Origin of the sequence: Sphingomonas sp. YR710, from assembly GCF_900101455.1 — a bacterium.
Taxonomy (GTDB): Bacteria; Pseudomonadota; Alphaproteobacteria; order Sphingomonadales; family Sphingomonadaceae; genus Rhizorhabdus.
The window spans coordinates 146293-158673 of sequence record NZ_FMZJ01000012.1; the positions used below are offsets into that span (position 1 = coordinate 146293).

General features: G+C 63.3%; 12 protein-coding genes. 7 read left to right on the forward strand and 5 right to left on the reverse strand.

The features are described 5' to 3' along the window. Positions 1-213: 213 nt before the first annotated feature. Entirely contained in the window at positions 214-2316 is a 2103-nt protein-coding gene (locus BLS13_RS14965) for a DNA/RNA non-specific endonuclease (protein ID WP_093453315.1), read from the forward strand. Positions 2317-2653: 337 nt separating this feature from the next. Here the strand turns inward: BLS13_RS14965 and eutC are convergent, their stop codons facing one another. Then, positions 2654-3412, reverse strand: coding sequence for an ethanolamine ammonia-lyase subunit EutC (gene eutC / locus BLS13_RS14970; protein ID WP_093453316.1), 759 nt, complete (start codon positions 3410-3412; stop codon positions 2654-2656). Continuing rightward, a complete protein-coding gene (locus BLS13_RS14975) occupies positions 3405-4805 on the reverse strand; it encodes an ethanolamine ammonia-lyase subunit EutB (protein ID WP_093453318.1) in 1401 nt (466 codons plus the stop codon). The genes eutC and BLS13_RS14975 overlap by 8 nt, the downstream gene beginning before the upstream one ends. 99 nt (positions 4806-4904) lie before the next feature. On the opposite strand from BLS13_RS14975, the gene BLS13_RS14980 reads away from it, so the two are divergent. The 3 genes from BLS13_RS14980 (at position 4905) to BLS13_RS14990 (ending at position 7218) form a co-directional block, all read left to right on the forward strand. Then, entirely contained in the window at positions 4905-5108 is a 204-nt protein-coding gene (locus BLS13_RS14980; protein WP_093453319.1) for a hypothetical protein, read from the forward strand. A 68-nt stretch (positions 5109-5176) separates the two neighbouring features. After that, on the forward strand, positions 5177-5851 hold the full coding sequence (locus tag BLS13_RS14985; RefSeq protein ID WP_093453321.1) for a response regulator: 675 nt from the start codon (positions 5177-5179) through the stop codon (positions 5849-5851). After that, a complete protein-coding gene (locus BLS13_RS14990; protein WP_093453322.1) occupies positions 5848-7218 on the forward strand; it encodes a sensor histidine kinase in 1371 nt (456 codons plus the stop codon). The genes BLS13_RS14985 and BLS13_RS14990 overlap by 4 nt, the downstream gene beginning before the upstream one ends. 41 nt (positions 7219-7259) lie before the next feature. Here BLS13_RS14990 and BLS13_RS20435 read toward each other — a convergent pair whose 3' ends face one another. After that, on the reverse strand, positions 7260-7571 hold the full coding sequence (locus BLS13_RS20435; RefSeq protein ID WP_143011970.1) for a hypothetical protein: 312 nt from the start codon (positions 7569-7571) through the stop codon (positions 7260-7262). Between the two features lie 51 nt (positions 7572-7622). Between BLS13_RS20435 and BLS13_RS14995 the strand changes: the two genes are divergently transcribed. After that, positions 7623-7919, forward strand: coding sequence for a hypothetical protein (locus BLS13_RS14995; RefSeq protein ID WP_143011971.1), 297 nt, complete (start codon positions 7623-7625; stop codon positions 7917-7919). Between the two features lie 95 nt (positions 7920-8014). Beyond that, a complete protein-coding gene (tam, locus tag BLS13_RS15000; protein ID WP_093453325.1) occupies positions 8015-8785 on the forward strand; it encodes a trans-aconitate 2-methyltransferase in 771 nt (256 codons plus the stop codon). A 59-nt stretch (positions 8786-8844) separates the two neighbouring features. Here the strand turns inward: tam and BLS13_RS15005 are convergent, their stop codons facing one another. Beyond that, a complete protein-coding gene (locus BLS13_RS15005) occupies positions 8845-10254 on the reverse strand; it encodes a protein adenylyltransferase SelO family protein (RefSeq protein WP_093453327.1) in 1410 nt (469 codons plus the stop codon). A gap of 88 nt (positions 10255-10342) precedes the next feature. On the opposite strand from BLS13_RS15005, the gene BLS13_RS15010 reads away from it, so the two are divergent. Then, the gene (locus BLS13_RS15010; protein WP_093453328.1) at positions 10343-11803 is read left to right on the forward strand and encodes a S41 family peptidase; all 1461 of its coding nucleotides are present in this window, start codon (positions 10343-10345) and stop codon (positions 11801-11803) included. Positions 11804-11940: 137 nt separating this feature from the next. Here the strand turns inward: BLS13_RS15010 and BLS13_RS15015 are convergent, their stop codons facing one another. Beyond that, a complete protein-coding gene (locus BLS13_RS15015) occupies positions 11941-12219 on the reverse strand; it encodes a hypothetical protein (RefSeq protein WP_093453330.1) in 279 nt (92 codons plus the stop codon). Between the last annotated feature and the right edge of the window lie 162 nt (positions 12220-12381).

Here is a 12381-nt window from a genome sequence, read left to right on the forward strand (position 1 = left end):
GCCTGTGGTGTAATGAATGCTCAATGTTGGCGGGAGGGCGGCCAAAGCGCCGAAGAACAGGATAGGGCGGCCCCGCGAAAGCGAAAAATCACGTGCAGAAGATGTAACCAAGATGGATGGAGTTTCCGTAGTTTACGACTTGGATAAAATATAAGTGTCGATGCTTCGTCACAAATGTTTGCTAGAACCGATTGACCTTGCAAGGGGACCGTTATGGCGAACACCAATCTGGTCGATCAACGCCGCCGGGTGATGATGCTCGCCGCTGCGGCGCGCTGGAAGGCGCAACCGCCGACCGCGGCAACAACCGCGATTTCGCCATCCCAACAAGCCCGCTTCGATGCCCGCCGCGCCAGCCTGATCCACGCCGGGGAGCTCCGGATGCAAGGGCGACTCCCGGTGTTTATCGAACGTAAGATCGGCCCGACGCTCGACTGGATTGCGGCTCCGCCGACTGAGGCTGCGCGCGCCGCGGGGCGCCCCGTCGCGCGGATCGTCGTCTCGGCCGACCCCAAGGTGGAGCCGATTGGCTTTGCCACCGGATTTTTGATTTCGCCCTCCGTGCTGCTGACAAATTGGCACGTTTTTCCCGACATCGCATCCGCGCGCGGTACCGGGGCCAATTTTCTCCACGAGGCGGGGGATCGAGGCGTCGCGCGAGGCATCACTTTCGAGCTCGACCCTGACACATTGTTCCATTCTGATGAGAGTTTGGATTACGCGATCGTTGCTGTGCGTCCCACCGCGCCGACTGGGGAATTGCTCTCACCGCTGAACTTCCTGTCGATCAACGCGTCAGCCTCGAAGATTCTGCCTGGAATGCCGATGCTCATGGTGGAGTATCCTGACGGTGGTGCAAAACGTTACGCCACCAGCAATTGCAAACTGCTGGAGCTGCGCGACGATGGCTTCCTGCGCTACGAAACCGACACGTCTGAAGGCTCATCCGGCTCGCCATGTTTCAGCGAGGCTTGGGAGGTTTGTGCACTCCATCATGCGTCGATCCCGCGCGTTCGCGGTGACGATGTCTTGAACAAGGATGGTTCGGTCTGGACGCCCGGAGAGCCGGACGACGATATCGACTGGATTGCCAACGAAGGTATTCGGATCAGCTTTGTCGTAAAGGCCATGAGCGCCGTGACGCCCGTCAATCCCGTCGGTCGACGCCTGCTCGACGAACTGCTCGAGGGCACGATCGATCCTGCGGACGATGTCTCCAAGCTCACGACCCAAGGCGCAGCGGAGGCGGCGCCCAAGGTCGGATCGACAGTCGCGCCTCCGGCACCGCAATCATTCATGGGGGCAAACATGGCCGTGACGATGAACTTCTCGGGACCGGTAACCATCTATGTTGGGGGCGCGCCATCGACCTCGGCTGCATTTGCTACCGTCACGCCCACAAGCGCCTCTGCGAATGAGAAATCGCTGCGATTTGATCCCGATTATGACAACCGCGAAGGCTATGATCCGGAATTTCTGGGGGAAGGCATTTCGGTGCCGCTCCCCATGGTCGCTGCGGCGCGCGAAAGCGAAATGGTCAAGGAGAGTGGGCAGATCCTCATTCTCAAATATCATCACTTTAGCCTGGCCGTAAACGCGAGCCGCCGCATTCAGATGTGGTCCGCAGTGAATGTCGACTATGATTCTGCCAAGCGAATGGTCAGCGGGCGGCAGTTTTTCGGTACCGATCGCTGGATTGGGGATCCACGCATTCCGGCCAAGTTCCAACTCGCCGATGTGGACGTTTATGGTCCGGCGGGACAGTTCGATCGCGGCCATATCGTGCGCCGCGAGGACAATGCCTGGGGTAATACTGCGAGCGAGGTCGAGTTTGCCAACGCCGACACATTCCATTGGACCAACTGCACGCCGCAACATGCAGCCTTCAACCGCGAGAATGCTGGCGGCAAATATGCGGGTGTCGTCGGCATATGGGGCGGCTTCGAGGGGCATATCCAGAAAAACCTTCAGACGGACGATACACGGGCCTGCATCCTGGCCGGGCCCGTCCTCGCGGCGGATGATCCGAAGGAGGATTTCGGGACGGGCCTGGTCCAATATCCGGAGACCTTTTGGAAAGTCGTCGCAGTGGCGTCACAAGATGCCGGTGGGGTACGTTCCTTGCGAACCTATGGCTTTCTGCTGTCCCAAAAAGATGTGATCGCCCGCTTCGGCGTCGAGTTCGCCTCTGGCGAATATGCCCGTTATCAGGTGCCCCTCGCGCAGATTAGCGCGGCCACGGGGGTTGTGTTCGATGCCGCGCTGATGAACGCCGACACCTTGGGCAACGCTGTGGCGGAAGCGCCTGCAGTCTGACGAACCGGGGGTAGCGCGGGGCTTTGCGGCACCATATGCAATGCCTATTTTCGGCGATGTCGATGGCTCTGATCGGCCAAAGGAAAGAGGCTGTCGCGGATTTTGGCGTGGAAACCCTATAGTTAAGGCGTCGCATCGCTCGATTTGTAGCCGGGAGAAATCTGAGAGGTTGATCATCCGTATTATCGGATTGGCGAGCTTACTGGCTTTGTCCGCTTGTGGGACACTTGATATCTGTCATGCCGACGCGAACAGCGATCGTTCAAAGCCGTGATCGTATCAGTTCTGTGCGGTGTAGCTCACCCAATTGCGCTGCGATCTTGCCCGACGATCCCTATCATGAGTCCACCACCCCGACCGGTCCCGTAATCGGCGGAACCCCGCCCGCCTCATCCTTCAACGCCACCCCCGTCAGCCCCCGCGATCGGGCCTCGCGCATCAGCCAGGCGATGCGTGAGGCGGCCGTCGCATAATCGAGCCCGCCGGGTGGGCGGATGTTCGATACGCAGTTGCGCTCGCTGTCGCGCCGGCCCCGCCGCGGGCCCCAGGTCAGATAGCAGCCGAGGCTGTCGGGCGCGCTGAGGCCGGGGCGTTCGCCGATCAGCATCACGACCAGATCGACACCGAGCGCCGCACCGATCTCGTCGCCGAGCGCCACCCGCGCATGCCGGGCAACCACGATCGGCGCGATCGTCCAGTCGGGTAGGCGATCGAACAGAGCGAGCAGCAGCGACGCCGCATGGGCGTGGACGGCATTCGCCGAGAGGCCGTCACCAACGACGAACGCGGCCTGCGCATCGGTGCGCGGCAATCTCGCCGCGTCGGCTTCGTCGAGCAGCCGGCCGAGATCGGGGCGCTGGAGATAGGTGGTGCGGTCGTCCGCGCGGCTGCGGACCGCGATCACCGGCCGGCCGCCGATCGCCGCCGAAAAGCCGTCGACGCTCAGCTCGGCATGGACCGCGTCGCGCGCTCGCGCGGCGGCGAGCTGGAAGTCGAGCATCGCTGATGTCGGCAGTGCCTGTCCGCTCCGGCCGAGGCCGATCCGCGCCTGGGTCAGCGCGCGCAGCCGATCGGGCAAAGCGGGCTGATCAGCCATCGAGATGCGCGAGCGCCGGTATCGCGCGATAGGGGAGGGCGGCGCGCGGCGGCGTCTGCAGCCGTCCGCGTTCGTCGGTCAGGCCGATCGCCGCGAGCCACGCCTCAAACTCGGGCGCCGGCCGCAGCCCCAGCGTCTCGCGCAGATAGAGCGCATCATGGAAACTGGTCGATTGATAGTTGAGCATGATGTCATCGGCGCCGGGCACGCCCATCACGAAACTGACGCCGGCCACGCCGAGCAGGGTCAGGATCGCATCCATATCGTCCTGATCGGCCTCGGCATGGTTGGTGTAGCAGATGTCGAGCCCCATCGGCAGGCCGAGCAATTTGCCGCAGAAATGATCCTCCAGCGCGGCGCGCAGGATTTGCTTGCCGTCATAGAGATATTCGGGGCCGATGAAGCCCACGACCGAATTCACCAGCAGCGGGCGGAAGGCGCGCGCCACCGCATAAGCGCGCGCCTCGAGCGTCTGCTGGTCGACGCCGTGATGCGCGTCGGCCGACAGCGCCGATCCCTGGCCGGTTTCGAAATACATCACATGATTGCCGATCGTGCCGCGCCCCAGCGAAAGCGTCGCCTGATGCGCTTCGCCGAGCAGGGCCAGATCGATCCCGAACCCGCGATTGGCGGCTTCGGTGCCGGCGATCGACTGAAAGGTGAGGTCCACCGGTGCGCCGCGCTCGATCAACGCGAGCGTGTTGGTGACATGGGTGAGCACGCAGCTTTGCGTGGGGATCGCATAAGCCTGCCGCACCTCGTCGAGCAAGTTCAGCAGCCGGGCGGCGGTGTCGATGCTGTCGGTCGCGGGGTTGATGCCGATCACCGCATCGCCCGATCCCATCAGCAGCCCGTCGAGGATCGAGACGGCGATGCCGGCGGGATCGTCGGTCGGGTGGTTTGGCTGCAACCGCGTCGAGAGGTGCCCCGGCAGGCCGATCGTGTCGCGAAAGGCGGTGACGACCGAAATCTTGCGGGCAACGGCGATCAGATCCTGGTTGCGCATCAGCTTGGAGACCGCGGCGGCCATTTCGGGCGTGATCGCTTGCGCGACCGCCGCGATCATCGGGCCATCAGTTTCGTTGGCGAGCAGCCATTCGCGAAAGCCGCCCACCGTCAGATGCGCGATAGGGGCGAAGGCGGCGGCGTCATGGCTGTCGATGATCAGCCGGGAAACCTCGTCGGCCTCATAGGGAATGACGAGATCTGCGAGGAAGGTGCCGAGCGGCAGATCGGCCAGGATGTAGCGGGCGGCCACACGCTGCTCGTCGCTGTCGGCGGCGATACCGGCCAGCATGTCGCCCGATCGCGGCGGCGTTGCGGCGGCCAGCAGCCGGCGGAGATCGCCGAACCCATGGCGTGTTCCGGCCAGGTCGATTCGGTAGCTCGGCAGCGTGCGACTCCTGTCCGGCGGTGGCGTCTAGACTAGCGATAACGGGGGTTTGGGCAATGCGGCTTGCGGATCGATCCATTTTGGGGGAGTTTGGGGATCATGCGAACGATATCCGATACCGTGTCCGTTCGGCTCTATCATCTCGATGACGGGGACGACGGCGGTTCGGCCGTGACTTTGTTCTACGGAAAGCTGGGAGAGGCCGTGGCACTTGCGGCGCGCCAACCTGCGGATATGCAGGCCGCGCTGTACTTCGCGACGGAAAATGACGTGGTGGCGTTTCTCGACTTCATCGAAGGTTGAAGCGACCGTCAGCGGCCGACCCGCAGGATCGGCGCGCTACCCAACCGGCTTTGAAATGTGGGGCAGACATGCGGCTGCTGATTGTTGAAGACGATCCCGATCTGGCCGCGGCACTCGCGGCGGCCTTCGCGCGGCGCGATATCGCCGTCGATCATGCGGCGAGCGTCGGCGATGCGGAATTGCTGCTGAATGCGGTGCGCTATGCCGCGATCATCCTCGATCTCGGCCTGCCCGATGAGGATGGGCTGGCCGCGCTCAAGCGGTTGCGCCGCAACGACGATCCAATCCCCGTCCTTGTGCTCACGGCCCGCAGCAGCGTCGAGGATCGCATTCGCGGGCTCAACGCCGGGGCGGACGATTATCTGGTCAAGCCGGTCGATTTCGATGAGCTGCAGGCCCGGCTCGATGCCGTGCTTCGACGGCAGGGCGGCTATCTCAATCGCAAGCTGATGGTCGGCAATGTCGGTTTTGATACCGGCACGCGCGAAGTGTTTGTCGATGACGAACCGATCATCCTCACGGTGCGCGAAACCGATCTGCTCGAACTGTTGCTGCGCCGGATCGGGCGGGTGGTGCCGAAGCGGATGGCCGAGGATCAGTTGTTCGGGGCTAGCGAAAGCCTGGGATCGAACGCGATCGAAGTCTATGCCCACCGCCTGCGCAAGCGCCTTGAGGCGACGGGTGCGGCCGTACGCATCGATACGGTGCGCGGCGTCGGCTACATGCTCCGCCCGGTCGAATGAGATACTATCCGCGTTCTTTGTTCTGGCAGATCGTCTGGGCGCATCTGGCCACGGTGATCATAGCGGCGCTCGCATTGCCGTTGCTCGTTTCCTACCTCCTGCAAAGTACCGGCACGCGGTATCAGAAACGGGTATTGTCGCATCAGGCGCAGGCCGTGGCACGCGGGCTGGTGGCGGACCCGGGGCATGGCTGGCATGTGAATCTCGATCCGACATTGGGGGCGCTTTACGCCGCGGGCTATGACGGCCGGGCTTATGCCGTGGTCGATCGCGCCGGGCGGGCGCTGGCGGTCAGCCGTAATGTCGTCGGCGCGGCGGCATCGGCCGCGCCTCATGGCGGGCGGGCGACTTTTTTCCGGGCAGGCAATGTCGAGGGGTTGAGCGTCCCCGTCCGGCGCGGGCGAACCGATCTGTGGATCGTCATGACGCAGGACATGGACAATCCGGAGGTGGTCGCGGACGATATCGTCGAGGCGTTCCTGTTCCGCTTCCTGCTGTGCCTGCTGCCGGTATTGCTGCTGCTGCCAATCATCAACGCCCTGCTGATCTGGCGTTCGACCCAGGCGGTGCTACGGGTTTCGCGCCGCGCCGCGCAGGTCGATCCCACCCATCTCGATATCCGGCTGAGTTCGGCTCAGTTGCCCGTGGAAATCGTGCCTTTGGTCGATGCCACGAACCAGGCGCTCGATCGGCTCGAAGCGGCGTTCCGGACGCAGAGCGAGTTCATCGCCAATGTCGCGCATGAACTGCGCACGCCATTGTCGTTGCTCCGCCTCCAGATCGACGGGCTCGACGATCCGGCGCGCAAGGCATCGCTGAGCGCATCGATCCAGCGCATTTCCCATGTGGTCTCGCAACTGCTCGATCTGGCAGCGCTCGAACAACTGATGATCGGCGCAGAGGAGATGTTCGATCTCGCGGTCGTCGCGCGCGATGTCGTCGCGGCGCTCGCGCCCATGGTGTTCGAGGGACAGCGAACGATCGCCTTGTCCGGCAGCGAAGGGCCGATCATGGTGGCCGGGCGCGATACGCTGATGTCGCTGGCGCTGACCAACCTGATCGACAATGCCACCCGGCATACACCCAAGGGCACGCATATCGAGGTTGTGCTCGGTGCCGACGGATCAGTCGCCGTCGAAGACGACGGGCCGGGCATCGCCGCGGCCGATATCGGCATGCTGCAAACCCGATTCTGGCGCGCCGATCATGCGCGCAGCGATAGCGCGGGGATCGGCCTGTCCATCGTCGAACGCATCGTTTCCGCGCACGAAGGGCGGTTAAGTGCCGAAAATCGCTCGACTGGCGGCGCGATCTTAACGATTGGGCTCAATCGGATCACCCGCTTTCCATCTGTAAGGTTAGCGTAAGCCGCTTGGTCTAGAGGCCTCTCAACACAGTCATGGATCGGTCATGGATCGGTAGGCTTGCCGATCAGCCGGGCTCCTGACGATGTTGCCAGGCATGTAATCGCGGCGCGACATGCGATGGCAGGTGTAATTGCCGCATCGGAGATCGCTTTGACCCAATAAAGCACAGATTCCTTGAAAATAGGGGGCTGTATCTCGCGAGGGCGGTGCGAGGTGGTGGGGGAAAGCTTCTTGATCAATCCGGTGTTCATGATATTGACGTTGTAATGTTTCTGACCCGTAATATTGCGGGCTGGATTTTTACACTCTCCCATGGAGCCGATTACTGAACATGCCGATGGAAGATTATACATATGGCCTCACATTCAATCGAAGCAAGCGAGCTTGCGGATCGACTGTCACGTATGGCAACTGAACTGCTCGATCTCAGCCACGAGCTGGACGTAATCAGGCAATCGGCGACCGATGACGCTGCCGCGCTGTCAGACGTTCCGGCTACCAATCACGGGCGTATCAAATCCGCCATCATCGATATCGTCGCCAGCCACGAAGAGGGGCTGACGGCGCAGGAAGTGCGGGAATCGCTGCTGCGGATGTTCAACGGCAAGATTGGCCGCCGTTCTCATGCCACGATCATGTGCCGCCTTCAGGAACAGGGCGCGCTGATCCGCCAGGGTCATAAGTGGCGGCACGTCGCCTGAATCCGGCAAACCGGGCAAACGCCCGGCTTGCGGCTTTCAAGTGGAACCGAAAACTCGCTACGTGAGCCTGACGCATATTGCTTCAGGAGGGTGTCATGAGCTGGTCTTCGGCCCAATATACCAAGTTCGAAGCGGAGCGGAACCGGCCGATCGGTGATCTGCTTGGCCGCATTAGGGCGCCCGATGTGCGAAAGGCGGCCGATATCGGATGCGGCCCCGGCAATTCGACCGAAGCGCTGCGGTATCGTTATCGGCACGCCGACATCATCGGCATAGACAGTTCGCCCGATATGATCGCGGCCGCGCGCAAGCGCCTGCCGGCGCTGCGTTTCGAAATCGACGATATCGCGACATGGCGCGATCCCGGGCCGTTCGACCTGATCCTGTCGAACGCGGTGCTGCACTGGGTTCCCGATCATACCGCCCTGATGCCCGCGTTGTGCGCCCGCCTTCGCGAGGGCGGTTGTCTGGCCGTCCAGATGCCCGACAATCTCGAGGAGCCGGCACACAGCCTGATGCGGGATATCGCCGCCGACGGCCCGTGGGCGGCTAAGCTCGCCGGCGCGTCGCGGGCACGCACCGATGTTCGCGACGCCAATTATTATTACGGCCTGCTCCGGGGGCGGGTTGCGGCGATCGACATCTGGCGGACGATCTATTTCCATCCGCTGGCCGGCGGCGCGGCTGCGGTGGTGGAATGGTTCAAGGGCTCCGGCCTGCTGCCCTTCCTCGCACCGCTCGATCCGGCCGAACGGGAGATGTTTCTCGCCCGCTATGAGGAGGCGCTGGCCGGCGCTTATCCGGAGTTGGAGGACGGCACGGTGCTGCTGCCGTTCCCGCGGCTGTTCATGGTCGTGACGCGGTAGGGGGCAGCCTCGCCTTCACCCGAACGTGCCTGCACTATTTGGCGGCGATATCATCGAAGTCACGACCTGGAAGAAGCTCCCATCGCCTCTCCCATTCGCCGGATCGCCGCCACTTTCGCCTCGAACGGAGCCCAATCGTCGCGTTCGTCGATCGCGCTCCACAGCGCTTCGACCTCGTCGATCAGCATCGAACAGGGATCGGCATCGGCCCAATAGGGATGCGAGAGATCGGCGGCGGCATCGAAGGTTGCAATGGCCTCCCGAAAGGTCGCGAAATTGTCGCCATCATAAGCGGGATCAGCCGGCGACGCCCCGCGCCGCCGCCCGCCGCGCCAATCGAAGAAGAAGCGATCCACGCCGACTTCGCTCGCCTGCAGCGCGGTATCGATCGCCTGCAGCAGGGCAATGTCGCTCGCATCGTCTTTCGCCGCGATGCCGAGGCGCGCGAACATCGCGTCGCGCAGCGCGACCTCATACAGCTCGGGCCACATATCGAGCGGCGGCGCCAGTTCCTCGGGCTCGGCGATCAGCCGCAGCGCGAGCGCGAGCTGCACGACATCCCAGTGGATCGCCTGCGCCTGCCGCCCGAAAGCGTAGAGCCCCTGACGGTCGAAATACGCGGCGGTGAAGCCCGGCGTCCATGAAGGCGTGAAGCGCCACGGGCCGTAATCGAAGCTCTCGCCGGTCACATTGATATTGTCGCTGTTGAGCACGCCATGGACGAAGCCGGCCGCCATATAGCTGGCCGCCAGCCGCGCGGTACGCCCGCAGACGAGGTTCAGCAATTGCCCCGCCGGCGTGCTGTTCGGCGTTTCGCCATAAAGGTTGACCAGCACATAATCTATCAGCCGCCGCATCGTTTCCTCGTCGCGCAAGGTGGCGAGCCGCTGGAAGCTGCCGATGCGGATATGGCCATGGCTGAGCCGCACCAGCACCGAGGCGCGCGTGGGCGATGGCTCGTCGTTGCGCGTCAGTTGCTCGCCGGTTTCGATCAGCGAAAAGCTCTTCGAGGTTTCGACGCCCAGCGCTTCGAGCATCTCGGTCGCCAGCACCTCGCGCATTCCGCCCTTCAAGGTCAGTCGTCCGTCGCCGAACCGGCTGTACGGCGTCGTCCCCGATCCCTTGGTCCCGAAATCGAGCAGCCGGCCCGCGCCGTCGCGCAACTGGGCAAAGGTGAAGCCGCGGCCATCGCCGATATCGGGATTATACGAACGGAACTGGTGGCCATGATAGCGCAGCGCCAATGGCTGCGGCAAATTGCCGGGCATCGGATCGAACCGTCCGAAATGCCCGATCCATTCGCTGTCGGTCAGCTCGCTCAGGCCGACGGCGCCATGCCAGCGATCGTTGCGGAAGCGCAGGCGGTGCGTGGGGAAATCGGCGGGGGCGACCGGATCGTAGATCCGCCCCTCCATATCGAGCAGCTTCGGATCGGGCGTATATGTGGCGGCTTGCGGGGCGGTGATCATAAGGCGATATGGGGGTGGGGGCCGGCCGGGCGCAAGCGCCGTTAGGGATCGGATCTTATGTGGCGCTGATTGGCTGTAGGGAGCAGATATGAAGCTCGGGCAGTTTCTGACGATCCTGGGTCTGTTCGCCATGACGTCGGCGTGCGGCGGCGGCGGATCGGGATCGGGATCGGGTAGCGCGACCGCGTCGACCCCGGTGACGGGCACCACCGGTACGGGCTCGACATCCACCGCCGGCACGACCTGTTCGCTGCGCGACCGCCAGGATTGGGCCTTCGCGCAGATGAAGGAATGGTATCTCTTCCCCGAAACCCTGCCGACCAGCCTCGATCCCACGCCTTATGCGAGCGTCTCCGACTATGTCGATGCGCTGACGGCCACGGCGCGCGCGCAACGGCGTGATCGCTATTTCACCTATCTGACCTCGATTGCCGCCGAGAATGCCTTCTTCTCGGCCGGATCGAGCGCCGGCATCGGTATTCGCCTGTCGATCGACACAACGGCGCGGCGCGTGTTCGTAACCGAAGCGTTCGAAGGGGCGCCCGCGCTCGCCGCCGGCATCGATCGCGGCACCGAGATATTGGCGATTGGCACCAGCACCGCCGATCTGCGCACCGTCAGCGATATCATCGCGGCCAGCGGCAGCACCGGCGTCACCGACGCACTCGGGCCGAGCACCGCCGGTGTCACCCGCCTGCTGCGCGTTGCCGACAGCAGCGGCACGCACGACATCACTGTCAGCAAGGTCGATTATGCGCTGACGCCGGTATCGTCGCGTTACGGCGCCAAGATCATTACCGATGCCGGCCGCCAGATCGGCTATGTCAATCTGCGCACCTTCATCGACACCGCCGATCCGGCCTTGCGCAATGCCTTTGCGCAGTTCCGCGCGGCCGGCATCACCGATGTCATCGTCGATCTGCGCTACAATGGCGGTGGTCTGGTCTCGATCGCCGAGCTGCTCGGCAATCTGCTCGGCCGCGATCGCGCGTCGACCGAGGTCTTCGATTTCACGACATTTCGCTCGGAAAAATCGTCGAGCAATTCCACCGCGTTCTTCGCGCAGCAGCCGCAATCGGTGGCGCCCACCCATATCGCCTTCATCGGCACGGGCGGGACGGCATCGGCCAGCGAACTCGTGATCAACGCCTTCATCCCCTATCTCCACAACCGCAACGCACTGATCGGCACCAACACCTATGGCAAGCCGGTCGGCCAGATCGCGCTCGATCGCAGCCAGTGCGACGATCGCCTGCGCGTGATCGCTTTTGCGACGCAAAATAGCGCGCGGCAGGGCGGCTATTTCGATGGTCTGGCCGGCACCGTGGAGGCGAGTTGCCAGGCCCCGGACGATCTCGCCCGCGGGATGGGCGATCCGCAGGAAGGATCGACCCGCCAGGCGCTCAACTTCATCGCAGGCCAAAGCTGCACCGCGATCAGCCCGGCCCCGATCACCACCCAGTCGCTGCGCGCGCCGGGCGAACGGCGCGACCTGCTGATGCCGTTGCGGCCGACGGCGGCGCAGCAGCAGGTGCCGGGGCTGTTTTAGGGGCTTGGGGCGGAGCAGGTTGTGAACGCATCAAGCGAAAATGGCTGAGGGTGGTGGAAACCGGTAATCTGATCCGATTTGGGTCTTGCCGGCCGGGATGGTGGTTAGCTGCTGTTCCGCTGACGTCCAGTAAGGACCTATTGCTCGGTGCCGTTGAACCACGACGTTGCTACGATAAATCGCTCCGCGAGCTTCGGCGACCCAAAGGGGCCGACCAGCTTTCCCGCATGTCGATCCTTGAATGTAGTCCCCTCGACCCATTCACTTTCGAGAAGGTAAGTCTTACCGTTAGAAAAATTGCGAATCTCAGCGGACCGTTTGCCGTCCTTGCTATAGACGGTGGAAGCAACTCGATACATCGTTCCGTCGAGTGATTCATCTTTCGCCCGCCCGAACAGTCTCTTCCACCAAGCCATCGGTTAACCCCTGTCTCTCTGGCAATATTATCAGCCTGGTGCGGAATCACCAATGTCTGCTCTGGGTCGAGGCTGTGTAGAAACGCTGCCGAGGTGGAGGCCGCATGGTAGGATCGGAGGCCGCGGTGACGGAATGCCCGGTCTTCGCGCCGGCCTTTCAGG

What these genes read in the sequence shown, in the direction of transcription:
- BLS13_RS14990 (WP_093453322.1), top strand. Translation starts at nt 5,848, where the DNA reads ATGAGATACTATCCGCGTTCTTTGTTCTGGCAGATCGTCTGGGCGCAT.
- BLS13_RS15010 (WP_093453328.1), top strand. Translation starts at nt 10,343, where the DNA reads ATGAAGCTCGGGCAGTTTCTGACGATCCTGGGTCTGTTCGCCATGACG.
- BLS13_RS14980 (WP_093453319.1), top strand. Translation starts at nt 4,905, where the DNA reads ATGCGAACGATATCCGATACCGTGTCCGTTCGGCTCTATCATCTCGAT.
- BLS13_RS14995 (WP_143011971.1), top strand. Translation starts at nt 7,623, where the DNA reads ATGGCAACTGAACTGCTCGATCTCAGCCACGAGCTGGACGTAATCAGG.
- BLS13_RS15005 (WP_093453327.1), bottom strand. Translation starts at nt 10,254, where the DNA reads ATGATCACCGCCCCGCAAGCCGCCACATATACGCCCGATCCGAAGCTG.
- tam (WP_093453325.1), top strand. Translation starts at nt 8,015, where the DNA reads ATGAGCTGGTCTTCGGCCCAATATACCAAGTTCGAAGCGGAGCGGAAC.
- eutC (WP_093453316.1), bottom strand. Translation starts at nt 3,412, where the DNA reads ATGGCTGATCAGCCCGCTTTGCCCGATCGGCTGCGCGCGCTGACCCAG.
- BLS13_RS14985 (WP_093453321.1), top strand. Translation starts at nt 5,177, where the DNA reads ATGCGGCTGCTGATTGTTGAAGACGATCCCGATCTGGCCGCGGCACTC.
- BLS13_RS14965 (WP_093453315.1), top strand. Translation starts at nt 214, where the DNA reads ATGGCGAACACCAATCTGGTCGATCAACGCCGCCGGGTGATGATGCTC.
- BLS13_RS15015 (WP_093453330.1), bottom strand. Translation starts at nt 12,219, where the DNA reads ATGGCTTGGTGGAAGAGACTGTTCGGGCGGGCGAAAGATGAATCACTC.
- BLS13_RS20435 (WP_143011970.1), bottom strand. Translation starts at nt 7,571, where the DNA reads ATGTATAATCTTCCATCGGCATGTTCAGTAATCGGCTCCATGGGAGAG.